The organism is Burkholderia sp. BCC1988, from assembly GCF_905339895.1.
Classification (GTDB): domain Bacteria; phylum Pseudomonadota; class Gammaproteobacteria; order Burkholderiales; family Burkholderiaceae; genus Burkholderia.
In genome coordinates this window covers 550,307-574,401 of the sequence record NZ_CAJPHA010000001.1, presented here as the reverse complement: position 1 = coordinate 574,401, position 24,095 = coordinate 550,307, and the positions used below count along the sequence as shown (strand labels likewise).

Here is a 24,095-nt window from a genome sequence, read left to right as displayed (position 1 = left end):
TGCCGACAGACACCGACATGCAATACATTGCTGGACACTCGCCCCGACTTCATCGCCCCGAAGGAGACTGCCGTGCCGGCCTTGCCCACCCTGATTGCTTTCGGACTCGTATCGCTCGGCATGGCCCTGACGCCCGGCCCGAACATGCTTTACCTGATCTCCCGCTCGATCTGCCAGGGCCGCCGTGCGGGGCTGGTGTCGCTCGGCGGCGTCGCGCTGGGGTTCGTGTTCTACATGTTCTGCGCGGCATTCGGCATTACCGCGCTGGTGCTGACCGTGCCGTACGCGTATGACGCGCTGCGTTTGTCCGGCGCGCTGTACCTGGCGTATCTCGCTTGGCAGGCGCTCAAGCCGGGCGGCCGCTCCGCGTTCCAGGTGCGGCAACTGCCGCACGACAGCGGCGTGCGGCTCTTCACGATGGGCTTCGTCACCAACCTCGCGAACCCGAAGATCGCGGTGATGTACCTGTCGCTGCTGCCGCAGTTCATTGCGCCCGGGCACGGCAGCGTGCTCGCGCAATCGCTGGCACTGGGCTGCGTGCAGATCGCGGTCAGTGTCTGCGTGAATGCGCTGATCGCGAGCATGGCCGGCTCGATCGCGGGGTTTCTCGCCGGTCGGCCCGTCTGGGCGCGGGTGCAGCGCGGGTTGATGGGGACCGTGCTGGCCGGACTGGCCGTGCGTATCGCGCTGGAATCGCGAAGCTAGGGGCACGGTGGCGGCAACGCGGCTTGCTGTGGAAACCGGCGTGCCGATGCGCAGCATGCAAGGTGCGGCGGTCGAATAGACGCAGCCGCTCCGCATGGCGCAGCCGTCACGTATTCGCCGTATCCATCAGCGCGTCGCGCGCGCCGTCCCGCACGCGCCAGCCCCGGCCGCCCGCCGCGCGATCATGCGTTGCGGGCGGCCGTCGCATCAGCGCTCGCGGCGCTTCTTGCTCAGCTCGATCGTCTCGAACAGCTCGTACTGTGCGCTCGGGTGCTGATCCGCGCCCGGCGCATGGTAGTAGCGCATCGTGATCGTCGTGTGGCCGCCCGGCTTGCCCGGATCGTGGTCGAACACGGCGATCCCGTAGCCCGTGCCCGTATCGCGGCGCGCGGACCAGATCGCATCCTCCAGCGCATCGGCCGGCTTGCGCACGAACGTGTTCGGCGCGGCGCCCGGCACCGGCCGGTTCGGCTTCGTGAAGACCTTGGCCTGCGCGAAGCCGGTCGCCGGGTTCTCGCCGTACACGTCGAGCGGCGCACTGGTGCCGCCGCCGCCGAGGATCAGGTGGATCGTGCCGTGGCTCGTGTCGAAGGTCGTGCGCTCGGGATCGGTCGACCCGACCGGACGCGGCTGCAGCGTCTCGACGACTTCGCCGGTCGATGCATCGACGCCCGCGCGGTGATTGCAGCCGCGCACCGGGTAGCTGCGCTCGTAATCGTGATCGTGACCGCACAGCACGAGGTCGACGCCGTAACGGTCGAACAGCGGCAGCCATGCCTCGCGAATGCCCTTGTCCGAGCCGTTGCCCGTCTTCGACGAGCTCAGCGCGTCCTGGTGCATCTGCACGACGATCCAGTCGATGTCGTCATCGTGCGACGCTTGACGTAGCGTGTGCTCGAGCCAGCGCGTCTGCACGCCGTCGCTGTAGCCGCGCACGTAGAACGACGTGCCCGGCTCGATCGGCGCGCGGCCGGTGCTCGCGGCCGGCACCAGCGGAGCCGGGCCGCCGACGAACGCGGCAGCGTCCTGGTACACGACGTCGTCGGCGTCGAGCGAGATGAACAGCACCGAACTCACGCGGAAGCTGTACCAGCGGCCCGGAAAGCGCGTGCCGTTCTCCGGCAGCGTGTAGCGCGCGAGGTACGAGTCGAGCCCCTGCGGGCCGTTGTTGAATTCGATCTCGTGATTGCCCGGGCACGGCATCCACGGGCGGTTCGCGGCCGACGTCTGGTTGTTGTTGCCGAAGTCGCGCCACACCTCCGGCTGATGCGCGGGGTTCAGGTTCGCGTAGCAGAGGTCGCCGTTCAGCAGGTGGAACAGCGGCTGGAACTGCTCGACGGCCTGCACCGCGAAGCGGCTTTGCGGCGACGACAGCACCCATGCGCCGTTCGGCGTCGCGAGGTCGCCGTAGCTCGTGAAGCGGAATGGTGCGCGCCCGCGCGGCGCGGTCGTGAAGGTCGCGGCAAACGGCTGCGCGGCGTTGCTGTCGTTGTCGGCCGTCAGTTCGTAGCGGTAGCGCGTGTTCGGCTTCAGGCCGTGCACGCGTGCGTGGTACGTGAACACCGTTTCGCCGTTCAGGCCGTCGGTGTAAAGGCGCTGCACGCCGTGCACGGTGCGTGCCGGTTCGCCGTCGGCGACGATCCGCGCCCGCGGATTGACGGCCGGCGCGAGCGATGCCCACGAGATCGCGACTTCCGACGCCGGGTCGCTGCCCCATGTCAGGTGCACCTGTTCGGGGGTGCCGTCCGGGTTCGACCCGGCGGCACGGGCGGCCGCGAGCCCGCCTGCGGCGGTGGCGAGGCCGGAGACGCCGGCCAGTTTCAGGAAGCCGCGACGCGATACGGAAGCGGCCGGCTCGTTCGACTCGGCGGGGAAGTTGTCCTGGTTCGACATGATCGTATTTTCGTTGAGTGACACGCGAAATGCGGAACCGCCCGGCCGTGCGCGAGCGCGTCCGGGGCGTGGGCCGGAAACGAGCGGGATCCCGGTGACACGCATTGTCGAAGCGCAGTTTTGCCGGGTTGTGACAGACGGTCGTCCACGCCCGGGCCCGATGCGTCGCCGGGTGAGCGCGGCGTTGCCGGCGCGGAGGAAATTTATTTGCGCGCGTCGCGACGGATTTTTCCGCATGCGTCGTTTAACGAACGAACGGCCACTTCCGGCCATCACGTTCGCTACACGACGCTTCGGAGTCTTGCATGAAACTTTCCATTTCATTACGGGTTGCCGCGGGATGCGTGGCCGCGCTGGCGACCTCCGCCACATTCGCGCAGGCCGTTATCGTCGCGCCGGTCGCGCCGCCGCCGCCGCGCGTCGAAGTGATGCCGGCGCCGCGCGCGGGCTACGTATGGGATCAGGGCCATTGGCACTGGCGGCAGGGCCGCTACGTGTGGATCCCCGGGCATTGGCAAGCGGTGCGCGTCGGCTATCGCTGGTTGCCCGGACACTGGGCCGCGCGCGGCCCGAACTGGCGCTGGGTGCCGGGTCACTGGGCGTGACGCGCAGGGTGCCGCGCGGCGCGCAGCGCCGGTGCGGCGGGACTTCCACACAACCTCATCCGTCGAGCCATGCCTTTTCGAACCATCGTGATCCTGACAGCCGCGGCCGTCGTGCTGGCCGGCTGCGTCGTGGTGCCGGCGCGTCCGGTGTATTACCGGCCGGCGCCGGTCGTCGTATATTGATCGCGCCGGCCGGCTCGCGATCGACAGGATCGATATGCCGTTCGAACCGGATGTCGACGAAACCGGCCGGGCAGATGCCGGGCACGGCGCGCGGCGCGCCGTGGACGCGCCGGCATGGCGCCGTGCGGCGCCGGCCCGACGCATGCAAGGAGAGCACGACGATGAGCTTCAGCCGGACGGCGGGTACGCTCGCCGGCAGCATGCGGCGGGCGCGCCGCGCATGGCGGAGCAGCCCGCGTTGAGCGACGCCGATCCGGATGCGGAACTCGTCGCGCGGGTCGGCGCGCGCGACACGTCGGCCGTGCGCGTGCTCGTCGCACGCAAGCTGCCGCGCCTGCTTGCGCTCGCGACGCGCATGCTCGGCGACCGGACCGAAGCCGAAGACGTTGCGCAGGAAACCTTCCTGCGGATCTGGCATCACGCGCCGCGCTGGCGGGACGGCGAAGCGCGCTTCGACACGTGGCTGCATCGCGTGGTGCTGAACCTGTGCTACGACCGGTTGCGCGGGCGGCGCGAGGAGCCGGTCGACACGCTGCCCGACGTGCCCGACCCGCAACCCGAGCCGGCCGCGCACGCGGAATTGCGCGCGCGCGATGCGCGCGTGCGCGAGGCGCTCGCCGCATTGCCGCCCAGGCAGCGGGAAGCGCTCGTGCTCCAGTACTATCAGGACATGTCGAACGTTGAAGCGGCCAACCTGATGGGCATCACCGTCGATGCGCTGGAAAGCCTGCTCGCGCGCGCGAGGCGCAACCTGCGCGCGCAACTGGCCGGCGACCCACCTAGCGAGGACAAGCGATGACACCCGAACGATTCCGTACCATCGTCGCCGCGTACGGCTCGGATGCGCGGCGCTGGCCGCGCGACGAACGCGCGGCGGCCGAAGCGTGGGCGCAAGCGCATCCGCACGACGCGCTCGAGGCGCTCGACGATGCCGCCGCGCTCGATGCCTGGCTCATGCAGGATACGGTCGCGCCGCCCGCGCCGGCGCTCGTCGAACGCATCGTCGCGTCGGCGCCCGCGCCGGAGCGTGCGCGGCGCCGGGGCACGGTGTGGTGGTCGGGCGCGGCGTTCGCCGGTGTCGGGCTGGCCGGCGCGCTGGCGGGCGCGGTGGCCGTGTCGATGCTGATGCTCGGCAGTGCGCCGTTCGCGCAACACGAACCGGGCTACCTGACGACGACGTTCGGCGGCCCGGGCATCGACGGAGGCGACGAATGAGCGAACGCGGCTGGAAATTCATGCTCGTCGGGTCGGTCGTGTTGAACGTGTTCATGCTCGGCGCGATCGGCGGCGGCGCGTATCAGTGGTTTTCTACGCATCGAGGCCTGGATGGGGGCGGGATGCCCGGACAGCGCACGGCATTGCGGTTCGCCGCGGACGAATTGTCCGACGCGCGTCAGCAAGCGTTTGCGGCGGCGCTGAAGGCGGCGCGCAAGGAAGGTCGGGATTTCGCGCGGGAAGGGCGTGACGGGCGGATCACGGTGCTGGATCTGCTGGCGGCGCCGCAGCTCGATCGCGCGGCGATCGACGCGGCGCTCGATCGGACGCGGGCGGCCGATAGTGCGTTGCGGGGGCAGGTCGAGCGCAGCATCGTCGATTTCGCGGCGACGCTGACGCCCGACGAGCGCGTGAAATTCGTCGACGGGTTGCGACGCAGCGGGAACTGGCGGCTGCCGGCGAGGTTTCAGAGGAAGCACGACGCGGCGGGGAGCCAGTAACTGGCGTGGCGTGACGACGCGTCACGCTCGCGAATCGGTTGGCGGCGATCTCGAGTGCCGCGACGGAGGCGAATCATGGATCGAAGCGAAGACTTGATCGTGCGCACCATGTCGGCCGACGAGGTGGCCATGTCGGTCGAATGGGCGGCAGCCGAAGGGTGGAACCCCGGCCTGCATGATCCGCCGTGTTTCAGGGAAGCGGACCCGGCCGGTTTTTTCGTCGGCGTGTGGCGTGGCGAGCCGGTCGCGTGCCTTGCTGCCGTCGCGTATGACGAACGCTTCGGCTTCATCGGTCTGTACATCGTGAAACCCGGGTTTCGCGGCAAAGGCTTCGGCATGCGAATCTGGCAGCACGGCATGCGTTACCTGGGAAACCGCAATGTCGGTCTCGACGGTGTCGTGGCACAACAGGCGAACTACCGGAAGTCGGGGTTCCGGCTCGCGTATCGCAACATCCGTTATCAGGGGCGCGTCGACGGCATCGGATGCGCGCACGCGGCCGCGGCGGCCGAGGCCCCGTTCGAGCAGTTGCTGGCGTACGACCGCCAGTGTTTTCCTGCGCCGCGCGCGCGTTTCGTTTCCGCGTGGCTCGCGCAACCGGATGCCGTTGCGCTCGCAACGGTCGACGCGGGTCGCATCACCGGATACGGCGTCGTGCGCCGCTGCAAGGCGGGCTGCAAGATCGGCCCGCTGTTCGCCGATGACGCCGGCGTCGCCACGGGGCTGTTTCGCGCGCTGGCGGCGCGCATGCCCGGCGAGATGATCGTGCTCGACGTGCCGGAAACGAATCCCGCGGCCGTCGCGCTGGCGGAACGGCACGGCATGTCGAGCGTGTTCGAAACCGCGCGGATGTATACGAAGGAAGCGCCGGCGATCGCGATCGACCGCGTGTTCGGCGTGACGTCGTTCGAGCTGGGGTGACGGTCACGAATAGGCTCGGACGATTGCCGTCCGGCAGCTCGTGATGGAGGGAACACCAGTGCTGTGGAAATCTGACGATCGGGCGCGGCACGCGCGCAGCTCGCCGCTGCTTGAAAGCCGACCGCAAGCTATACATCCCCGCGCCGAACCCGAAATATTTCGCTCATTCCGCGACGGATTTCCCGCCACCCTCCGTTAAACACGGGTACGCATCGCGAGAGCCCCCGTCATGGACCACCCGAACGACATCTCACCGGCCGCCATCGCGCTGAACCGCTTCGGTCTCGGCGCGCGGGCCGACGAAGCGCCGCCTGCCGATCCGAAGGGCGCGCTGGTCGCCCAGCTCGACCGCTACGACCCTAGGCCGGCCGCATGGGCCGGCGAGCCGGACGCGATCACGCTCGCCACGCGCTTCGCGACGACCCGCAACACGATGACGGGCGACGACGCGGCGGCCAGGCGCGCGAGTGCGCAGTCGATCCGTCGCGACGGCCATGACGCCTATCGCAGCGCCGTCACCGCGCGGTTGAACAGCGCGCTCGCCACGTCCACGCCGTTCGTCGAGCGGCTCGTGCATTTCTGGTCGAACCATTTCGCGGTGTCGGTCGACAAGGGGCCGGTCGCGGCGTATGCGGGCGCATTCGAGCGCGATGCGATCCGCCCGCACGTGCTCGGCCGCTTCGAGGACATGCTCGTCGCCGTCGAGCAGCATCCCGCGATGCAGCTGTTCCTCGACCAGGCGCGCTCGGTCGGCCCCGACAGCCCGGCCGCGCTGCGCGCCGAAGCCCGCCAGCCGGCGGCACGGCGCGGCCTCAACGAGAACCTCGCGCGCGAAATCATGGAGCTGCACACGCTCGGGGTACGCACCGGTTACACGCAAACGGACGTGACGGAATTCGCGCGTGCGCTGACCGGCTGGAGCATCGCCGGCGGACGCGGGCCGCAGCCCGGCGATGTGGCGCCCGGCGCGTTCGTGTTCCGCCCGAAACTGCACGAACCGGGCGCGCGCACGGTGATGGGCCGCACCTACGATCAGCCGGGCGATGCGCAAGCGCGCGCGATCCTGGGCGATCTGGCGCGTTCGCCGGCGACGGGCCGGCATGTCGCGTTCCAGCTCGCCCGACATTTCGTCGCCGACGATCCGCCGCCCGCGCTCACCGACCGGCTCGCCCGTGCGTTCGATACGAGCGGCGGCGATTTGCCGACCGTCTATCGCGCGCTGGTCGATGCGCCAGACGCATGGTCGCCGGTCAATCGCAAGTTCAAGACGCCGTGGGAGTGGGCCGTGTCGTCGCTGCGCGGGCTCGGCTGGCGCGATACCGGCGACCTGAAGGCCGCGCCGCTGCTCGCGCAGCTCGGCCAGCCGGTATGGCGGCCCGGGTCGCCGGCCGGCTACGACGACGTCGCCGCGAGCTGGGCCGCGCCCGACGCGCTGGTGCGCCGCGTCGAGATCGCGCAGCGGTTTGCCGCACGCACGGGCGACCGGCTCGACCCGCGCACGCTCGGCAAGACGCTGCTGGCCGGCTCGCTGAGCGCACCGACGGCGACGGCACTCTCGCGTGCCGAGAGCGCGACCACGTCGCTTGCACTGCTGCTCGTGTCGCCCGATTTTCAACGGAGATGAACATGGCCCGATCCCTTACCCGTCGACATTTCCTGAGCATCGCCGCCGCCGGTGCGGGCGCGATCCTCGTCGCGCCGCGCATCGTGTTCGCGAACGTCGAAACCGACCGGCGCTTCGTGTTCGTGATCCAGCGCGGCGCGGCCGACGGGCTGAACATCGTTGTCCCGTATGCGGAACCCGCGTATGCGTCGTTGCGCGGCCCGCTGGCGATCGATGCGTCGACGGCGACCCGCATCGACGGCACGTTCGCGCTGCATCCGTCGCTCGTGCGGACCGTGCAGATGGTTCGCGACAAGGAGGCGCTGTTCGTCCACGCGATCGCGTCGCCGTATCGCGACCGCTCGCATTTCGACGGCCAGAACGTGCTCGAGACGGGCGGGCGCGCGCCGTACCAGGTGAAGGACGGCTGGCTGAACCGGCTCGCCGCGATGTTGCCGGCGACGCGGGACAACGCGATCGCGTTCGCGCCGACGGTGCCGCTCGCGTTGCGCGGCAGCGTGCAGGCCGCGTCGTATGCGGCGTCCGGGTTGCCGGCCGCACCGGACGACCTGCTCGCGCGCGTGTCGGCGCTGTACGAGGCCGACGCACAGCTCGGGCCGCTGTGGCAATCGGCGATGGCCGCGCGCGGTCTCGCCGGCAACGCGCATGCGCGCCAGGATCCGGCGGGCGTCGGCAAGCTCGCGGCGTCGTTTCTCGCGCGCGACGACGGCCCGCGGATCGCGATGATCGAGACGGCCGGCTGGGACACGCACAGCGCGCAGAACGCGCGGCTCGCGAATCAGTTGAAGGCGCTCGACACGATGCTCGCCGCGTTGCGCGACGGTCTCGGGCCCGTGTGGCAGCGGACCACGGTGCTCGTCGCGACCGAGTTCGGCCGCACGGCCGCCGCGAACGGCACGGGCGGCACCGATCACGGGCAGGCGTCGGTCGCGATGCTGGCGGGCGGGGCGGTCGCGGGCGGACGCGTGATCGCGGACTGGCCGGGCCTGCGGCCGGGCGACCTGTACGAAGGGCGCGACCTGAAGCCGACCGCGTCGCTCGACGCGCTGATCGCGGGCGCGGCCGCCGAAAGCCTGCGGCTCGATCCCGCTCATACCGCGTCGATGCTGTTCGCGGAAAGCGGCGCGACGCGGCCGATGACGGGCCTCGTTCGCGGAGCCGCGTGACGCGCGGAGTGATGCGCAGCTCGATGCACGGCTCGATGCACGGCGTACGCGGGTTCGCCTCCGCTGACCGATCAATTACACAACAGGGAGAATCGACGATGAAGATCCGATCCGTATCGCTTGCCGTATGGGTGGCGACGAGCGCGGCGCTGCTGTCCGCGTGCGTGGTCGAACCCGCGCGGCCGCCGCAGCCGGCGCCGGTCGCCGAAGTGATGCCGCCGCCGCCCGCGCCCGGTTATCGCTGGGCGAAAGGTCATTACCGCTGGGCCGGCAACCACTGGGCGTGGGTGCCCGGGCACTGGGCCGCCGTGTATTGAAGCAGGGGACCGGCGCGCCGTTCACCAGCCGATCCGGTGCTTCTCCTCGGTTTCGCTGTGTCGCCAGTCGTCGTCTGCGTGCAGATACTGGCTCGTCGTCGTCAGCGATACGTGTCCGAGGTTGTCGCGCACGAGCCGCAGGTCGACGCGGCCGTCCGCCATGTGCGAACCCGCGCTGTGGCGCAGCCAGTGGGCCGATGCCTGTTCGAGCACGCGCGCCTGTTGTTCGCCTGCATCCCCTTGCGCACGCAACCGGTCGGCCGCGAACCGGAACACCTGCTTCACGATCCGGTGCAGCGCCGCGCGCGTGAGCGGCTTGCGCGTGCGACCGGCGGGCAGCACGAGCGGCGTGGTTTCGCCGTCGGCTGGCAGCGCGGGCAGGCCATGCGCGCGCCGGTAGCGCGCGAGCTCGGCCATCATCTCGGCGGTGGCCGGCACGAGGCGCTGGCGGCCGCCTTTGCCGGTCACGTCGAGCCACCAGCGATCGCGCCCGTTCGCATCGCGCCGTGCAAAGAATTGCCCCATCGTCGTGTCGGCCGCCTCGGTGATGCGCAGTCCGCCGAGATACAGCAGCGTGAACACCCAGCGCGCGCGATCCGCATGGAAGGCGGCACGCGCATCGTCGCGCGGCATCGCGGCGATCGCATCCTTGACCGCCTGCCACAGCGGCGGCCCGAGATGGCGCGTGACGCGCGGCGCGGGCCGCCGTTGCCGCTGCCGCGACAGCGCGAGCGGATTGCCTGCCAGATAGCCGGCCTGCACGAGCCACGAGAACATCACGTTCAGGATCACCATCGCCTGCCGCTGGCTGGCCGCCGACAGCGGCCCGTAGAACGGCCGCCAGCGCGGGTCGCCGCGCGGATGCTTGCGGCCGCCGTTCGCGCACCACACGTCGGCGGGCGCGGGCGCGAGCAGGAACTGCCGGTACACGACCAGATCCTCGTGCGTGAGCGACGACAGCGGCTTGCCGCACGCGATCACGGCCCACAGCAGCAGGCGCTCGGCCTCCTTGCGGTAGTTCTGGAACGTGGTGGGCGTATCGACGAAGCGTGCGAGCCATGCGCGCACGGCGTCGAGATCATGGTTCGCGGCGATCTGCGGATGCGCGCTCGTGGAGCGATTGGTGCCCGCGCGTCCGTCGAGCGCGGCCGGCACGGTCAGCGCGTCGATCGGCTGCGGCCGCAGCGCGGTGTCGGACGGAACGGGTGAGGTCATGCGAACAGGGGGCGCGGCTCGCCCGTGGCCGGGCGGGCGCACGCGCCGCGACGAAGCGTACGAGGAAACGCCGATGGTAATACACGATCACGACTTGGCGAAGCGCAACGGGTTTACGGCTGGCGCTCATACCGTCTGCATCGGCCGTTTCGGTGCTGACCGCTTCCTGCTTTCCGGCGTCGGGAGCAACCCGTCCACGAATCCGGCTTCCCGGCCTGTCGAACGCCTCACCCCAGCGACAACACGCTGTTCAGCAACGTCCGCACGAGCGTCGCCTGTCGCGTGACACCCGTCTTGGAAAAGATCGCCCGCAGGTGCGAGCGCGCGGTGTTCTTGCTGATGTCGAGTTCGTCGGCCGCTTCCTCGAGCGTCGATCCGTTGACGAGCGCGAGCGCCAGCGCGGTCTCGGCCGGCGTGAGATCGAACAGCTTGCGCACGATGTCGTGAGACGCCTGCGACTTGCGCTCCGCATCGCGGATGAAGATCGCGCACGCGGGCCGGCGCGGATTGTCCTCCGACCATTCGCTGAGCGGGACCGTACGGATCAGCACGCCGAGCGGCGGCTTGCCGGACGGGCGCGGCACGGCAATCGCCTGCGCGACCGACGGCGCGCCGCCCGCGCGCTCCGCGAGCACCTGGCGGATGAGCTTTTGCAGCTTGCGGTCCTCCAGCGGATACGATGCCTCGAGCGCACCGGCGCGCACGCGCAGGCCGTCGCATTCGGCGAAGATCTCGTCCGCGACGGAATTGGTCTTCATGATCGTGCCGCGCTCGTCGAGGATCGCGGTCGCGACGAGCATGCGGTCGATCGCGCTCGCATACAGCGTGCGCTCCGATTCGACCATCCCGAACTTCGCATGCAGCCGCACCGCGCGCTTCAGGTGCGGCAGCAGCGCATTGCAGACGGCCTTGTCGGTCGCCGAGAACGCGCGGCCGTGATGCGAGCGGCACACGCGGAAGCGGCATTCGATCCCGTCGGGCGTGCGCAGGTCGGCGCCCATTAGGTAGCCGACGTCGAACGGCTCGAGGAACTCGCGATACATCGCGCTGCTGCGCCACGCGCCGACGCCGAGCAGCTCGTCGACGGTGACGACGCGATCGCTCGGCAGGTTCACGAACGGATCGAGCGCGTAATAGTAGTTGTTGTACGATGCGACGCCGGTCAGCGGCGCGCTCGCCGCGGACGCATTGATCATGAGCCCCGCGTGGCCGCTGGCGGGCCAGCGCAGGATCATCGTCACGTAGTTCGCGTCGAGGTGCACGCGGATCTGTTCGAGCGCGCCGCCCCACGGCACGTCTTCCAGCGGGCCTTCGTAGATTGTCGCGAGCAGCGCGTCGTACTGCTCGAGCGTCAGTTTCGATTGGGCAAGGCACGGGGGAAGGGCCGGGGGCGCCGTGGTCATCGGGTTGTCTCCTGTTGCCGCCGCCGGGTCGCGGTGCGCCGGGCGTGCGGGTGCGTGCATGCGCGAATGCGGACCGCCGGCGGCGGCGCGCGGTTGCCTGCACCGGAATACGGTAACGTGCCCGTGCAGACGTGACATCCCACGAATGAGGGTGGCGGCGCGCACGCTGTAAGCTATTTGTGAACTTTGCCGGCGCAGCATTCGTCTAAACGGCCCGCCAACGCTTCCCGAGGACCATCAGATGAATCGCAACACCAGAACGCTGCTCGGCGCGGCCTTGATTGCCGGCAGCACGCTACTCGCCGGATGCCAGACCGGCGCGGCCGCGCCGGATGCACGCGCGGACCGCTCGGCCGACGGCCGGCCCGTGACCCGGACCGTTTATGTCGCGCCGCAGGCGGCGCGCTGCACGGGCGTCGCGCCGATGGACTGCCTGCAGGTGCGCAGCAGTCCGGCCGAGCCGTGGAGCCTGTGGTACGCGGGCATCGAGGGCTTTGCGTACCAGCCCGGCTATCAATATGTGCTGGAAGTCGACGAATATCGCGTCGCGCAGCCGCCGGCCGACGGTTCGTCGATCCGCTGGGTGCTCAAGCGGGTCGTCGAGCGTCGCCCGGTGAACTGACGGCCGCGCTCGCCCGCGGCGGCGCTTACGCGGACGGCCGCGGCGCGACCGGCCGCGGCGGCGCGGCGGTATCGATCCGCCGGAACACGACGGACGACAGCAGCGTGACCGCGCCCATGCAGACGAACGACAGCATGAAGCCGTTCGCCATCGAGCCCCAATGCGCGGCGAACAGGTTCACGAGCCCGCCGCCGATCGATACGCCGAGCCCCATCGCCAGCATCTGCATCATCGTGAACAGGCTGTTGCCGCTGCCGGCGTCGGCGTGCGACAGGCCCTTGAGCGTCACGGCGTTCATCGCGGCGAACTGCATCGAGTTCGCGGCGCCGAACACGACCAGCAACGCCATCTCCAGCACCGGCGCGGGCCGGGCCGACACCAGCGCGAACCCGGCGATCGCGCCGCCGACGATCCCCGTGTTCACGACCAGGAACGTCGCATAACCGAAGCGTTTCGCGAGGGGCGCGATCCAGCGTTTCGCGATCACGCCGGCGATCGCGGCTGGCAGCAGCATCATCCCCGACTGCAGCGGCGTATAGCCGAGCTGCACCTGCATCAGCAGCGGCAGCATGAACGGCACCGCGCTCGTGCCGATCCGGCACAGCAGGTTGCCGAGCAGCCCCGCGCCGAAGTTCGGCTCGCGGAACAGCCCGAGCCGGAACAGCGGTTGCGCGCGGCGCCGCGCATGGGGCAGGTACGCGAGCGCGCTCGCCACGCCGAGCGCGGCCAGCCCGATCGCCCAGCCGGTGCGGTGCGCGCGCATCGGCGGATCGATCGCGAGCGACAGCGCGATCATCGCGACCGACAGCAGCGCGCAGCCGACGAAGTCGAACGGCGGCGGCTGCATCGCCTGGTCGTGCGGCAGGAAGCGCTGCACCGCGATGAAGCCGACCACGCCGACCGGCATGTTGACGATGAACACCCAGTGCCAGGAAATCGCCTGCGTGAGCCAGCCGCCGAGCGTCGGGCCAACGATCGGGCCGAGCTGCGCGGCGATCGACACGAACGCGATCGCCGCGACGTACCGTTCGCCGGGCACGCGGCGCAGCACGGCGAGCCGCCCGATCGGCAGCAGCATCGAGCCGCCGACGCCTTGCACGGCGCGCGCGACGACGAGCTGGCCGAGCGTGTGCGACGCCGCGCAGCCGATCGATGCGAGCGAGAACACCAGGATGGCGAGCGAGAACACGCGGCGCGTGCCGAAGCGGTCGGCGAGCCAGCCGGAGGCCGGCGTGAGCATCGCCATCGTCAGCGTATAGACGACCACGACCGGCTGCATCGCGAGCGGCGACGCATGCAGGCTTTGTGCGATCGACGGCAGCGCGGTGTTGACGATCGTGGTGTCGAGCGACTGCATGAAGAACGCGGCGGCGACGATCCACAGCAGCGCGGAGTGTGAGGGTTCGCGGGACATGACGAAACGGGAAGTGCGGCGACCGGCGTGGCGGCGACGCGACGGGGGCGCGGCCCGGCAGCGGCAGGCGCGCGCCGGCGCACGGCCGGTCTACGAGCACTCGATGGTACCGATTCCGGTGGTCATCGGGAAGATGCCTCGATGCGCTGAACGGCGACCGGCCGCCCGCGCTGCCCGACGTCGAATGCATCGCGCGCGCCGCGAAGCGGCTCAGCCAGCCGGCCGGCACGCTGCTCGAGCTACCGGAAACCAGCGACCTGCGCGCGCCCGGCGCGGTCGATCAAAGCGGGTAGCGCACGTCGTTACCGGACGGCGACGCTTCGCGCGGCATCCGGCCGGGTCCCCGCCGGCCGGTCCGCGCGCCACGCACCGCGTCGCCGTGTCATGCCGCGCGTTTCTGCGAAAGCACCAGCAGCGCGCCGTTCCTGTCCTCCAGCACCGCGCGGTATTCGTGCGGCCCGGCCTGCACCGGCACGCGCACCGACGCACCGGCTTTCACGACCCGCGCCATCGCCGCGTAAAGGTCGTCATCCTCATCGACCCGCAGCGTGAGCGCCGCGCGCTCGACGATCTGCTCGTCGCCGGCGACCAGCGCGATCGTCAGCGGGCCGCCGTCGAGCGCGCAATAGCGGTCGCCGTCGCGGAACTTCACGTTCAGGCCCAGTCCGTCGACGAACAGCGGCAGCGCCGTGTCGATGTCGTCGACCGGGTACAGCAGCATCGATACCTTCATTCCCTCTCTCCCTTGTCGTGATGTGACCGGCGCGCACCGCACCGTCGTTCGATGCTAGCGCGCGGTGCCGGCCGCGACGCAGTCCGATCGGACGACGGTGAAACCCCTCTGTCCCCGCATGCGTGCCGTTACTCCAAACAGACGATGCCCGGGCGGCCCCGCGCGCCGACACTCCCATCCGTGGACCGTCGCTATTCGTCCGTATCGTGCGGGCGGCCTGCGCGACCCCGACTCGTCCAACATACATGGAGACGCACGCAATGAAGTTTTCCCTCATCTACGAAGCCCAGACCACCGACGCATCGCGCGAGGGCGACCACCGGGTGTTCAAGGAGACGGTCGAACAGGCGCTGCTGGCCGAGCAGGTCGGTTTCGACACGATCTGGTGCGTGGAGCACACGTCGCTGACCAACTATGCGCACATGAGCGCGCCGGAAACCTTCCTTGCGTACCTGGCCGGCCGCACGACGCGCATCGGCCTCGGTCACGGCGTCGTGTGCCTGCCGCCGGCGATGAACCATCCGATCAAGGTCGCCGAGCGCGTCGCGCTGCTCGACATCCTGTCGGGCGGCCGCGTGCATTTCGGCGTCGGCAAGGGCGGCAGCCAGCAGGAAGCGGGCGCGTTCGGCTACGACCTCAACGAACTGCAGCCGATGATCGACGAGTCGATGTACCTGGTGCCGAAGATGTTCGTGCAGGACGAGATCGAGCACGACGGCAAGTACATCAAGATTCCGAAGCGTCCGATCCACCCGAAGCCGTTCCAGGATCCGCATCCGCCGATGTACCTCGCCTGCACGAACACCGACGCGCTGCTGCGCGCCGGCCAGCGCGGGATGGGCGCGCTGGTGCTCGGCTTCGGCGGTCCCGATGAGGTCGCGAAGAAGAACGCGATCTATCGCGAAGCGTGGGCGAACCGCAAGCCGGAAGACCAGGTCGGCTTCCGCCCGACCCAGCACCTCGCGGCGCTGTGCCCGACGGTCGTGATGGCCGACGGCCAGAAGGCCCGCAAGATCGGCATCCGTGGCCAGCGCTACTTCATGGAATCGCTCGCGTACTGGTACACGGGCGGCGAGCGTCCGGACCCGGCGAAGTGGGGCGACGACCTCGTGCAGGCCGATACCGGCGAGATGGTGATCCGCTCGCGCTTCGCGTCGGAGGAAGTCGTCGTGAACTTCGCCGATCCGGCGCTCGCGATGATGAACCCGAACCACGCGTACGGCACGGTGGACGACTGCATCGGCTACGTGGGCCGCCTGCAGGAAGCGGGCGTCGACGAAGTGCTGTTCCTGTGCCAGATGGGCACGGTGCCGCACGACGCGCAGATGGAGACGATCCGCAACATCGGCGAGCACGTGATCCCGTTCTTCAACAAGGAACAGGAGCGCGCCTGCGCATAAGGCGAGGCGTGTCGCGCCACGCCGCGCCCGTCGTCCCTTCGGACGATGCGGCGCGGCCGCGCGAAGCCGACCATCGTCGGCAGGAACCCTCGCTCGCGGCGCCGCCCGCGACGAATCACTTAAAGAGAGACCGGGGTGGGCGCCGCCGCGCGCGCTCCGTATCACAGGAGACATTCGTGCATCGCGACAACGATTCGAACGCATTGGCCGCCACGCTGATCGCCCGGGCCGAGGCGCTCGCGCCGACGCTGGCCGGCCGCGCCGCGCAGGCGGAAGCGCAGGGCCGCATCCCGGCCGAGACGATCGCCGACATGCAGGCCGCCGGCTTCTTCAAGGTGCTGCAACCGAAACGCTACGGCGGCTACGAGCTCGATCCGCAAACCTTCTTCGACATCCAGATGGCGCTCGCGCGCGGCTGCATGTCGACGGCATGGGTATACGGCGTCGTCGGCGTGCACAACTGGCAGCTCGCGCTGTTCGACGAGCGCGCGCAGCAGGACGTATGGGGCAAGGATTCCGCGACGCTGATCGCGTCGACCTACATGCCGGTCGGCCGCGTGACGCCGGTCGAAGGCGGCTTCCGGTTGTCCGGCCACTGGAAGTTCTCGAGCGGCAGCGAGCTGTGCGAATGGGTGTTCCTCGGCGCGCTGGTGCCGCCGGCCGAGGCCGGCCAGCCGCCGGAATACCGCACCTTCCTGCTGCCGAAATCCGACTACCGGATCCAGCAGGACTGGGACGTGCTCGGCCTGCGCGCGACCGGCAGCCACGACATCGTCGTCGACGACGTGTTCGTGCCCGCGTACCGCACGCACAAGGCGATCGACGGGATGATGGGCACGAGCCCGGGCCTGGCCGTCAACGACGCGCCGCTGTTCAGGCTGCCGTTCGCGCAGATCTTCGTGCGCGCGGTGTGCACGTCGTGCATCGGCGCGCTGCAGGGCGCGCTCGACGATTTCACCGGCTATGCGGCCACACGCGTGTCGGCCAACAGCGGCACGAAGACGACCGACGATCCGGGCGCGCAGAACGCGTGCGCGAACGCGGCCGTCGCGATCGACGAGATGAAGGTGCTGCTCAAGCGCAATTTCGCGGAACTGATGGCGTCGGTGACGGGCGGCCCGGTCGTGTCGATCGAGCGCCGCGTGCATTTTCGCTACCAGTCCGCGCAGGTCGCCGAGCGTTGCGCGCAGGCCGCGAACGCACTGCTGCGCTATGCGGGCGGCAACGGCATCTATCACCGCAATCCGCTGGTGCGCCGCTTCCTCGACCTGCACGCGGCCCGCGCGCACTACGCGAACAACGTGGACCGCTTCGGCCAGAACCTCGGCGCCGTGATGCTCGGCCGCGAGAACACGGACTATTTCATCTGACGAGGCGGCGATGAACGACACGCAAGCGCAGCAATACGTGTTCGACGTCGTGGTCGTCGGCTCGGGCGCGGGCGCGCTGCTCGCGGCGTGCCGCGCGGCCGACCGCGGGCTGTCCGTCGTCGTGATCGAGAAGACGGCGCTGTACGGCGGCACGTCGGCGGTCTCGGGCGGCGGCATCTGGGTGCCGTGCAATCACCATATCGCGGAACTCGGCGCGACCGACACGCGCGAGGCTGCGAGCCGCTATCTCGACGCGTGCACGGCCGGCGCATCGTCGCGCGAGCGGCTTGACGCGTATCTCGACCAGGCGCCCGAGATGCTGCGTTACCTCGAAACGAAGACGCCGGTGCGCTACCAGGCGCTGCCGAAGTACGCGGACTATTTCCAGAAGCTGCCGGGCGCGATGCCGGGCTATCGCGCGCTCGATCCGCTGCCGTTCGACGGCGGGCTGCTCGGCGACGAACTCGACCGGCTGCGTCCGCCGTCGCCCGGCACGCTGATCGGCGGCCGCGTGGCCGTGACGTCGAAGGAGGCGCACACGCTGTTCTCGCGCGGGCCGGGCTTCATGAGGCTCGCGATCGCGCAGTTCGGCCGCTACTGGCTCGATTTCGGCGTGCGCCGCCGCACGCGGCGCGACCGGCGCCTGACGCTCGGCAACGCGTTGATCGGCGGGCTGCGCCGCGCGCTGCTCGAGCGCAACGTGCCCGTGTGGCTCGACACGCCGATGCGCGACCTGCTCGACGTCGACGGCCGCGTGACGGGCGTGCGCGCGCAGCGCTTCGGGCAGCCGGTGACGATCGCCGCGCGGCGCGGCGTGATCCTCGGCGCGGGCGGCTTCGAGCGCAACCAGCCGATGCGCGAACGCTACCTGCCGCAACCGACGCAGATGCAATGGAGCGCGACGCCGCCGGCCAACACCGGCGACGCGATCGCCGAAGGCCACCGGCTCGGCGGCGCGCTCGCGCTGATGGAACACGTATGGGGCGCGCCTACGGTCGGCGTCGCGGGCGAGGAGAAGCAGCGCGCGCTGTTCGTCGAGCGCAACCTGCCCGGCTGCGTGATCGTCAACGGTCTCGGCAAGCGCTTCGTCAACGAAGCCGCGCCGTATTCGGAATTCGTGCCGGCGATGTATCGCGACCATGCGCGCACCGGCGCGTGCGTGCCGGCGTGGATGGTGTTCGACGCGCGCTTTCGCCGCAAGTATCCGTGCGGGCCGATCATGCCTGCGTCGATGATGCCCGATTCCCGCATTCCGGACGCGTTTCGCGACGTGCTCGTGAAGGCCGACACGATCGACGCGCTCGCCGCGCGGATCGGCGTCGATGCGGCCGGGCTGCACGACACGCTGCGCGACATGGCGCGTTACGCGGCAACCGGTATCGACGAAGCGTTCGGCAAGGGCGACAACCTGTTCGACACGTACTACGGCGATCCGAAGAACCGGCCGAATCCGTGCCTCGGGCCGGTCGACGAGGCGCCGTTCTACGCGGTGCGGATCGACGCGGGCGACATCGGCACGAAGGGTGGGCTCGTCACCGACGCGCAGGCGCGCGTGCTGCGCGCCGACGGCGCGCCGATCGACGGTCTCTATGCAATCGGCAACACCAGTGCATCGGTGATGGGCGCGAGCTACCCCGGCGCGGGCTCGACGCTCGGTCCGGCGCTGACCTTCGGGTTCATCGCCGCCGACCACCTGGCCGCGCAAGCGGCCGACGCCGGCGGCCGGTCAGCCCGGCCGTCCACGACAGAACTTGACGGAGTCCAATCATGAGCGATCTCACCACCCATCCGCTGCGCACCGACATGCTGCTCGCGATGCGCCGCCTCGCGCGCTCCGTCACGGTCATCAGCAGCGCGCACGACGGCCGGCGCTACTCGATGTCCGCGACGGCGGTCGATTCGCTGTCGACCGATCCGCCGTCGCTGCTGATCTGCATCAACCGCAATGCGTCGCTGTATCCGCCGCTCGATGCGGGGGCACCGTTCTGCGTGAACGTGCTGTCGGCACGGCATGAAGGCATCGCGATCGATTGCAGCGGCCGCCTGAAGGGCGAGGCGCGCTTCACGACCGGCGAGTGGCACACGTCGCCGCTGGGTGTGCCGTATCTGCACGATTCGCAGGCGAGCCTCGTGTGCGAGCAGGACGGCCGCTTCGAATACGGCACGCATACGGTGTTCATCGGGCGCATTCGCGAGGTGCTGATGAGCGGTGACGTCGATCCGCTCGTCTATCTCGACGGCGCGTACACGACGCCCGGCGCGCCCGCGGCCCGCGCGGCCGCGTGACGGCGGTGCGCGTTTTTCCGCATCGGAACGAGACGATCCATGACACGCAGATTGAACCGCAATATCGAGAATGGTGCGGACACAACGATCGTGCACGAGTTCGTGCAGCTGATCGGCGCGGCGGCAACGCAGGTGCTGAACGCGTTCGCCGGTGTTGCGCCAGCGCTGGCGCTGGCGTCGAACGACGCGCGGTGCCGTGCGGGAGAAGCCGGCTGGCATACGGCTTCGGCGGGCGCGGCCGGCGCGGCTCGCACTGCATGAGGAGCCGGCGATGAGCGATCCCCGATTTCACCGGCTGACCGTGGCCGACGTCATCGCCGAAAGCGACGACGCGTGCTCGTTCGTGTTCGACGTGCCCGCCGCGTTGCGCGATGCGTTCGCGTATCGGCCCGGCCAGTTCCTGACGCTGAACGTGCCATGCACGGACGCGACCGTCGCGCGCTGCTACTCGCTGTCGAGCGCGCCGGGCATCGACGCGGCGCCGAAGATCACCGTCAAGCGCGTGCGCGACGGCCGTGCGTCGAACTGGCTGTGCGACCGCATTCGCGCGGGCGATGCGCTCGACGTGCTGCCGCCGGCCGGCGTCTTCACGCCGCGCTCGCTCGACGGCGACCTGCTGCTGTTCGCGGGCGGCAGCGGCATCACGCCGGTGCTGTCGATCCTGAAATCGGCGCTCGTGCACGGACGCGGGATGCTGACGCTGATCTATGCGAACCGCGACGAGCGCGCGGTGATTTTCCGCGACGAACTGCGGCAGCTCGCGCACCGTCATCCGGGCCGCCTGCGCGTGATCCACTGGCTCGACAGCGTGCAGGGCGTGCCGCTGCAGCGGCATCTCGAGGAACTCGCGCGGCCGTTCAGCCAGCAGGAGACGTTCATCTGCGGGCCGGCGCTGTTCATGGAGAACGCGCTCGCCGCGATGCTCGGCCTCGGGCTGCCGCGTGCGCGCGTGCATGTCGAGCGCTTTGCGTCGCTGCCGGATGCGCCGGCGCAGGCCGATCCGGCGGCATCGACCGCAACGGCGGCGGCGTCCGGCGATGACGATCGCGACGGCGACGGTGAAGGCGCGGCGATCGAGACGGTGCTCGACGGCGAGGCGTTCGCGTTCGACAGCGCGCCCGGCGAAACGCTGCTCGACGCGATGCTGCGCGCCGGCCTGCCTGCGCCGAATTCCTGCCGGATGGGGCAGTGCGGCGCGTGCATGTGCCGCGTCGAACGCGGCGCGGTGACGCTCGACAGCAACCACGTGCTCGACGACGACGAGATCGCGGCGGGCTGGACGCTCGCCTGCTGCGCGCGGCCCGCGAGCGACGCGCTGCGCGTGGTGTTCCCCGATTGAGCCGCGACGTGTCGATGGCACCGACGGCAACCCTGTTTCGACGCATATGACGATGGACAACGAAATCCTCACCACGCCCGCGCTGATCGCGCGGGCTGCCGCGCGCCACGGCGCGCATCCGGCGATCGAGTCGGAGCACGGCCGGCTGACCTACGCGGAACTCGATGCGGCGCGTCTCGAAGCGGCGCGCGCGCTGCTCGCGAGCGGCATCGACGCCGGCGATCGGATCGCCGTATGGGCGCCGAACCTGCCGCAATGGATCGTCGCGGCGCTGGCGATCCACACCGTCGGCGCGATCCTCGTGCCGGTCAACACGCGGATGAAGGGCATGGAAGTGGGCGGTATCCTGCACGACGGCGGTGCGCGGTTGCTGTTCTGCTGCGGCACCTTCCTCGGCGAATCCTATCCGGCGCTGCTCGCGCCGCACCGGCCCGCGACGCTCGAACGCGTCGTCGTGTTCGACGGCGAGCCGCCGTCCGGCGCGCACGATGAAACCTGGAATGCATTCCTCGCGCGCGGCGCGGCGGTGCCGCTCGCCGCCGCGCGCGAGCGGGAGGCGCAGGTGACGCCGGATACCGTGATGGACCTGATGTTCACGTCCGGCACGACGGGCCGCCCGAAGGGCGTGATGACCGCGCACGGGCAGAACCTGCGCGCCGCGCAGGCGTGGGCGACGATCGCCGGCGTGCGCCGGGACGACCGCTACCTGATCGTCAATCCGTTCTTCCATACGTTCGGCTACAAGGCCGGCTGGCTCGCCGCGCTGTCGAGCGGCGCGACCGTGCTGCCGCATCTCGTGTTCCAGCCGGCCGACGTCTTGCGCCGCATCGCCGACGAACGCGTGTCGGTGCTGCCCGGCCCGCCGACGCTGTACTACGCGCTGCTCGATGCGCCCGATCGCGCGACGCGCGACCTGTCGTCGCTGCGGATCGCGGTGACGGGCGCGGCCGCGATCGCGCCGAGCCTGATCGAGCGGATGCGCGCCGAGCTCGGCTTCGAGACCGTGCTGACCGGCTACGGATTGACCGAATCGTGCGGGTTCGCGACGCTGTGCCGCCACGGCGACGACGCGGAGACGGTCGCCTGTACGTCGGGCCGCCCGATGCCGGGTGTCGAGCTGCGCATCGCGGGGCCGGACGGCGCGGCGCTCGGGCCGGACGAGACCGGCGAGATCTGGGTGCGCGGCTACAACGTGATGCGCGGCTACTTCAACCAGCCGGATGCGACGCGCGAAGCCGTCGACGCCGACGGCTGGCTGCATACCGGCGACCTCGGCTGTGTCGACGCGAACGGCAACCTGAAGATCACCGACCGGATCAAGGACATGTTCATCGTCGGCGGCTTCAACTGCTATCCGGCCGAGATCGAGCGGCTGCTGGCCGCGCATCCGGCGATCGCGCAGGTCGCGCTGGTCGGCGTGCCCGATACGCGGCTCGGCGAGGTCGGACATGCGTATGTCGTGTTGCGTCCCGGCGCGCACACCGACGCCGACGCACTGAACGACTGGGCGCGCAGCAACATGGCGAACTACAAGGTGCCGCGGCATTTCACGTTCGTCGAACAACTGCCGACGAGCGCGGCCGGCAAGGTGCTGAAGTACCGGCTGCGCGCGGGCACCGAAGCGGCGGCCTGAACGCCGGCGCACGCCACGAAATCAACGGGACGAACGCATGAACGACAACGGATTTCCGCAGGGCGCGGTACTCGTGTTCGGCGGCAGCGGCGGAATCGGACAGGGCGTCGCGCTCGAATTCGCGCGTGCCGGCGTGCCGGTCGCGCTCGGTTACCGCAGCAAGGCCGAGGTGGCCGAGCGCGTCGCGCGCGAGGTGCGCGCCGCAGGCGTCGCGGCCACCACGCATTGCGCGGACGTGACCGCTCCCGCGCAGATCGATGCCGCGCTCGCGGCCGCGATCGGCGCGCACGGCCGCGTGCACACGATCGTGTGGGCGGCCGGCCCGTTCGTGAACCAGCGTCGCATCGGCGACATGACGCACGACGACTGGCGTCGCGCGATCGAGGTCGAGACGGTCGGCTTCTTCAATGCGGCGAAGGCCGCGTTGCCGCATTTCCGTGCGTCGGGCGGCGGGTCGTTCGTCACGCTCGGCTCGGCCGGGCATCTGCGCTGGCCGGATCGCGACGGATTGTCGGTCGCGCCGAAGGCGGCGAACGAGGCGCTGGTGAAGGGGCTCGCGCGCGAGGAAGGCCGTCACGAGATTCGCGCCAACTCGATCCTGGTCGGCGTGATCGAGGCCGGGATGTTTCCGGTGCTGCTCGAACAGGGGCAGTTCGACCAGGCGTGGATCGACGACACGCAGAAGATGCTCGCGCTCAAGCGCTGGGGGAAGGCGCACGATATCGGGCGTGCGGCGGTGTTCCTCGCGTCGGATCGCGCGAACTACATCACGGGGCAGCAGTTGAACGTCTCGGGCGGGTACGGGTTGTAGCGGATGCGCGGAGCCCGCTCGGGAGAGCGGGCCCGGCAGACGAACGTTCGGTTGCTTTCGGCGCCGAATCCGCCGTATCGATCCCGGATCTTCGCGCCGCAGGCGCCCGGGAGCGACTGCCCGCATGCATGCGTCGAAGCGCATGAACGGCCGTCTCGGCGGCAACTGGTTGCGCGCGCACCGTCCTCGGTATTCACCCTGATCCGCGCTGCGCGCTTCTCGTATCCTGACCACGCGCGACTCGCGCGAGGTCACGTCGATGAAACATTTCCTGCCATGCGTGACGTCACACGTGCTTGCACGCCGTTGCGATGTCGCGCGTGCCGACAGCCGCGCGTGCTTGCCCGTCGCGCGTCGCGGCACCCGATGCATCGCTCCGCTGCATCGGGCACGGTGCTGACGTGCCGAAAACAGATGCGTTCCTGAAACATTTCCGTCGATTCTCCCCCGCATCACCGCGGACGTTTGGCCGCGACGCTTGTCCCGTGCCGGTTCGCGCCGCATGGCACATGCCTTGCGGTTAGGTCGGGGCCGCTCGACACAATCGCGACTGATGGCAACGACAAATCGCGGGAGCGGTACGTAACGACATCGAAATATCGGGGATCGGATCGAGCCGCGGGATAGCGGCCCGTCGTGCCGGACACGCTGCGTCGTATCGGCGACACGCACGGGCATCGTACGCTCGATCCGTCAAACAGCAAGCTTGCTTGCAAGATGTCGTGCCGGGGGACCCGCCG

23 protein-coding genes and 1 pseudogene are annotated in these 24,095 nt (G+C 70.0%); 19 read left to right on the top strand and 5 right to left on the bottom strand.

Going from position 1 to position 24,095, the window contains the following annotated elements:
- Positions 1-72 precede the first annotated feature (72 nt).
- A complete protein-coding gene (locus U4012_RS02445) occupies positions 73-705 on the top strand; it encodes a LysE family translocator (protein ID WP_321795859.1) in 633 nt (210 codons plus the stop codon).
- Between the two features lie 207 nt (positions 706-912).
- On the opposite strand, the gene U4012_RS02440 is transcribed toward U4012_RS02445, so the two are convergent.
- Positions 913-2,598, bottom strand: coding sequence for a purple acid phosphatase family protein (locus tag U4012_RS02440; protein WP_044845717.1), 1,686 nt, complete (start codon positions 2,596-2,598; stop codon positions 913-915).
- A gap of 305 nt (positions 2,599-2,903) precedes the next feature.
- Here U4012_RS02440 and U4012_RS02435 point away from each other — a divergent pair, with 305 nt between their 5' ends.
- The 8 genes from U4012_RS02435 to U4012_RS02400 all read left to right on the top strand — a co-directional run bounded on the left by U4012_RS02435 (position 2,904) and on the right by U4012_RS02400 (position 9,129).
- A complete protein-coding gene (locus U4012_RS02435; protein WP_321795856.1) occupies positions 2,904-3,203 on the top strand; it encodes a YXWGXW repeat-containing protein in 300 nt (99 codons plus the stop codon).
- 217 nt (positions 3,204-3,420) lie between these two features.
- Positions 3,421-4,185, top strand: a complete 765-nt coding sequence (locus U4012_RS02430; RefSeq protein ID WP_321795854.1) for an RNA polymerase sigma factor — start codon at positions 3,421-3,423, stop codon at positions 4,183-4,185.
- Positions 4,182-4,601 carry a hypothetical protein gene (locus U4012_RS02425; RefSeq protein WP_321795852.1) on the top strand — a complete coding sequence of 140 codons (420 nt, stop codon included), beginning with the start codon at positions 4,182-4,184 and terminating at the stop codon, positions 4,599-4,601. The genes U4012_RS02430 and U4012_RS02425 overlap by 4 nt, the downstream gene beginning before the upstream one ends.
- Positions 4,598-5,101, top strand: a complete 504-nt coding sequence (locus U4012_RS02420; RefSeq protein WP_321795850.1) for a periplasmic heavy metal sensor — start codon at positions 4,598-4,600, stop codon at positions 5,099-5,101. Before U4012_RS02425 ends, U4012_RS02420 begins: the two co-directional genes overlap by 4 nt.
- A 75-nt stretch (positions 5,102-5,176) precedes the next feature.
- Positions 5,177-6,022, top strand: a complete 846-nt coding sequence (locus tag U4012_RS02415) for a GNAT family N-acetyltransferase (protein ID WP_321795848.1) — start codon at positions 5,177-5,179, stop codon at positions 6,020-6,022.
- Positions 6,023-6,251: 229 nt separating this feature from the next.
- Entirely contained in the window at positions 6,252-7,646 is a 1,395-nt protein-coding gene (locus U4012_RS02410; RefSeq protein ID WP_044845689.1) for a DUF1800 domain-containing protein, read from the top strand.
- Between the two features lie 2 nt (positions 7,647-7,648).
- Positions 7,649-8,812, top strand: a complete 1,164-nt coding sequence (locus U4012_RS02405; protein WP_321795845.1) for a DUF1501 domain-containing protein — start codon at positions 7,649-7,651, stop codon at positions 8,810-8,812.
- A gap of 98 nt (positions 8,813-8,910) precedes the next feature.
- Positions 8,911-9,129, top strand: a complete 219-nt coding sequence (locus U4012_RS02400; protein ID WP_124484665.1) for a YXWGXW repeat-containing protein — start codon at positions 8,911-8,913, stop codon at positions 9,127-9,129.
- Positions 9,130-9,150: 21 nt separating this feature from the next.
- Here U4012_RS02400 and U4012_RS02395 read toward each other — a convergent pair whose 3' ends face one another.
- Together U4012_RS02395 and U4012_RS02390 are read right to left on the bottom strand one after the other, a co-directional pair.
- Positions 9,151-10,344, bottom strand: coding sequence for a tyrosine-type recombinase/integrase (locus tag U4012_RS02395; RefSeq protein WP_321795843.1), 1,194 nt, complete (start codon positions 10,342-10,344; stop codon positions 9,151-9,153).
- A gap of 227 nt (positions 10,345-10,571) precedes the next feature.
- Entirely contained in the window at positions 10,572-11,747 is a 1,176-nt protein-coding gene (locus U4012_RS02390; RefSeq protein ID WP_321795841.1) for a helix-turn-helix transcriptional regulator, read from the bottom strand.
- Positions 11,748-11,988: 241 nt separating this feature from the next.
- On the opposite strand from U4012_RS02390, the gene U4012_RS02385 reads away from it, so the two are divergent.
- A complete protein-coding gene (locus U4012_RS02385) occupies positions 11,989-12,369 on the top strand; it encodes a DUF4377 domain-containing protein (protein WP_321795839.1) in 381 nt (126 codons plus the stop codon).
- 25 nt (positions 12,370-12,394) lie between these two features.
- On the opposite strand, the gene U4012_RS02380 is transcribed toward U4012_RS02385, so the two are convergent.
- Complete coding sequence (locus tag U4012_RS02380) at positions 12,395-13,783, bottom strand: DHA2 family efflux MFS transporter permease subunit (RefSeq protein ID WP_321795837.1); 1,389 nt, start codon at positions 13,781-13,783, stop codon at positions 12,395-12,397.
- A gap of 146 nt (positions 13,784-13,929) precedes the next feature.
- Here U4012_RS02380 and U4012_RS02375 point away from each other — a divergent pair.
- Positions 13,930-14,076, top strand: a pseudogene (locus tag U4012_RS02375) (LysR family transcriptional regulator); the annotation flags it as partial.
- An 89-nt stretch (positions 14,077-14,165) separates the two neighbouring features.
- Here the strand turns inward: U4012_RS02375 and U4012_RS02370 are convergent.
- Positions 14,166-14,516: a VOC family protein gene (locus tag U4012_RS02370; protein WP_124484670.1), complete on the bottom strand. Its 351-nt coding sequence runs from the start codon at positions 14,514-14,516 to the stop codon at positions 14,166-14,168.
- Positions 14,517-14,776: 260 nt separating this feature from the next.
- Here U4012_RS02370 and U4012_RS02365 point away from each other — a divergent pair, with 260 nt between their 5' ends.
- From U4012_RS02365 to U4012_RS02330, 8 genes are all read left to right on the top strand, one after another.
- Positions 14,777-15,916 carry an LLM class flavin-dependent oxidoreductase gene (locus tag U4012_RS02365; RefSeq protein ID WP_044845714.1) on the top strand — a complete coding sequence of 380 codons (1,140 nt, stop codon included), beginning with the start codon at positions 14,777-14,779 and terminating at the stop codon, positions 15,914-15,916.
- 176 nt (positions 15,917-16,092) lie between these two features.
- Entirely contained in the window at positions 16,093-17,286 is a 1,194-nt protein-coding gene (locus tag U4012_RS02360; protein ID WP_321795833.1) for an acyl-CoA dehydrogenase family protein, read from the top strand.
- 10 nt (positions 17,287-17,296) lie between these two features.
- Positions 17,297-19,057, top strand: a complete 1,761-nt coding sequence (locus U4012_RS02355) for an FAD-dependent oxidoreductase (protein ID WP_321795831.1) — start codon at positions 17,297-17,299, stop codon at positions 19,055-19,057.
- A complete protein-coding gene (locus U4012_RS02350; RefSeq protein WP_044845681.1) occupies positions 19,054-19,572 on the top strand; it encodes a flavin reductase family protein in 519 nt (172 codons plus the stop codon). Before U4012_RS02355 ends, U4012_RS02350 begins: the two co-directional genes overlap by 4 nt.
- A 39-nt stretch (positions 19,573-19,611) precedes the next feature.
- Complete coding sequence (locus tag U4012_RS02345; protein ID WP_124570887.1) at positions 19,612-19,833, top strand: hypothetical protein; 222 nt, start codon at positions 19,612-19,614, stop codon at positions 19,831-19,833.
- 10 nt (positions 19,834-19,843) lie between these two features.
- Positions 19,844-20,911: a ferredoxin--NADP reductase gene (locus U4012_RS02340; protein WP_321795827.1), complete on the top strand. Its 1,068-nt coding sequence runs from the start codon at positions 19,844-19,846 to the stop codon at positions 20,909-20,911.
- A gap of 46 nt (positions 20,912-20,957) precedes the next feature.
- A complete protein-coding gene (locus tag U4012_RS02335) occupies positions 20,958-22,544 on the top strand; it encodes a FadD3 family acyl-CoA ligase (RefSeq protein WP_321795825.1) in 1,587 nt (528 codons plus the stop codon).
- A 37-nt stretch (positions 22,545-22,581) separates the two neighbouring features.
- A complete protein-coding gene (locus tag U4012_RS02330; RefSeq protein WP_321795823.1) occupies positions 22,582-23,355 on the top strand; it encodes an SDR family NAD(P)-dependent oxidoreductase in 774 nt (257 codons plus the stop codon).
- Positions 23,356-24,095 lie beyond the last annotated feature (740 nt).

Bases quoted from the DNA above. Each gene is read 5' to 3' on its own strand.
- U4012_RS02435 (WP_321795856.1), top strand. From the start codon at position 2,904: ATGAAACTTTCCATTTCATTACGGGTTGCCGCGGGATGCGTGGCCGCG.
- U4012_RS02330 (WP_321795823.1), top strand. From the start codon at position 22,582: ATGAACGACAACGGATTTCCGCAGGGCGCGGTACTCGTGTTCGGCGGC.
- U4012_RS02350 (WP_044845681.1), top strand. From the start codon at position 19,054: ATGAGCGATCTCACCACCCATCCGCTGCGCACCGACATGCTGCTCGCG.
- U4012_RS02380 (WP_321795837.1), bottom strand. From the start codon at position 13,783: ATGTCCCGCGAACCCTCACACTCCGCGCTGCTGTGGATCGTCGCCGCC.
- U4012_RS02400 (WP_124484665.1), top strand. From the start codon at position 8,911: ATGAAGATCCGATCCGTATCGCTTGCCGTATGGGTGGCGACGAGCGCG.
- U4012_RS02390 (WP_321795841.1), bottom strand. From the start codon at position 11,747: ATGACCACGGCGCCCCCGGCCCTTCCCCCGTGCCTTGCCCAATCGAAA.
- U4012_RS02410 (WP_044845689.1), top strand. From the start codon at position 6,252: ATGGACCACCCGAACGACATCTCACCGGCCGCCATCGCGCTGAACCGC.
- U4012_RS02405 (WP_321795845.1), top strand. From the start codon at position 7,649: ATGGCCCGATCCCTTACCCGTCGACATTTCCTGAGCATCGCCGCCGCC.
- U4012_RS02415 (WP_321795848.1), top strand. From the start codon at position 5,177: ATGGATCGAAGCGAAGACTTGATCGTGCGCACCATGTCGGCCGACGAG.
- U4012_RS02340 (WP_321795827.1), top strand. From the start codon at position 19,844: ATGAGCGATCCCCGATTTCACCGGCTGACCGTGGCCGACGTCATCGCC.
- U4012_RS02395 (WP_321795843.1), bottom strand. From the start codon at position 10,344: ATGACCTCACCCGTTCCGTCCGACACCGCGCTGCGGCCGCAGCCGATC.
- U4012_RS02425 (WP_321795852.1), top strand. From the start codon at position 4,182: ATGACACCCGAACGATTCCGTACCATCGTCGCCGCGTACGGCTCGGAT.
- U4012_RS02440 (WP_044845717.1), bottom strand. From the start codon at position 2,598: ATGTCGAACCAGGACAACTTCCCCGCCGAGTCGAACGAGCCGGCCGCT.
- U4012_RS02365 (WP_044845714.1), top strand. From the start codon at position 14,777: ATGAAGTTTTCCCTCATCTACGAAGCCCAGACCACCGACGCATCGCGC.
- U4012_RS02335 (WP_321795825.1), top strand. From the start codon at position 20,958: ATGACGATGGACAACGAAATCCTCACCACGCCCGCGCTGATCGCGCGG.
- U4012_RS02420 (WP_321795850.1), top strand. From the start codon at position 4,598: ATGAGCGAACGCGGCTGGAAATTCATGCTCGTCGGGTCGGTCGTGTTG.
- U4012_RS02385 (WP_321795839.1), top strand. From the start codon at position 11,989: ATGAATCGCAACACCAGAACGCTGCTCGGCGCGGCCTTGATTGCCGGC.
- U4012_RS02370 (WP_124484670.1), bottom strand. From the start codon at position 14,516: ATGAAGGTATCGATGCTGCTGTACCCGGTCGACGACATCGACACGGCG.
- U4012_RS02345 (WP_124570887.1), top strand. From the start codon at position 19,612: ATGACACGCAGATTGAACCGCAATATCGAGAATGGTGCGGACACAACG.
- U4012_RS02355 (WP_321795831.1), top strand. From the start codon at position 17,297: ATGAACGACACGCAAGCGCAGCAATACGTGTTCGACGTCGTGGTCGTC.
- U4012_RS02430 (WP_321795854.1), top strand. From the start codon at position 3,421: ATGCCGTTCGAACCGGATGTCGACGAAACCGGCCGGGCAGATGCCGGG.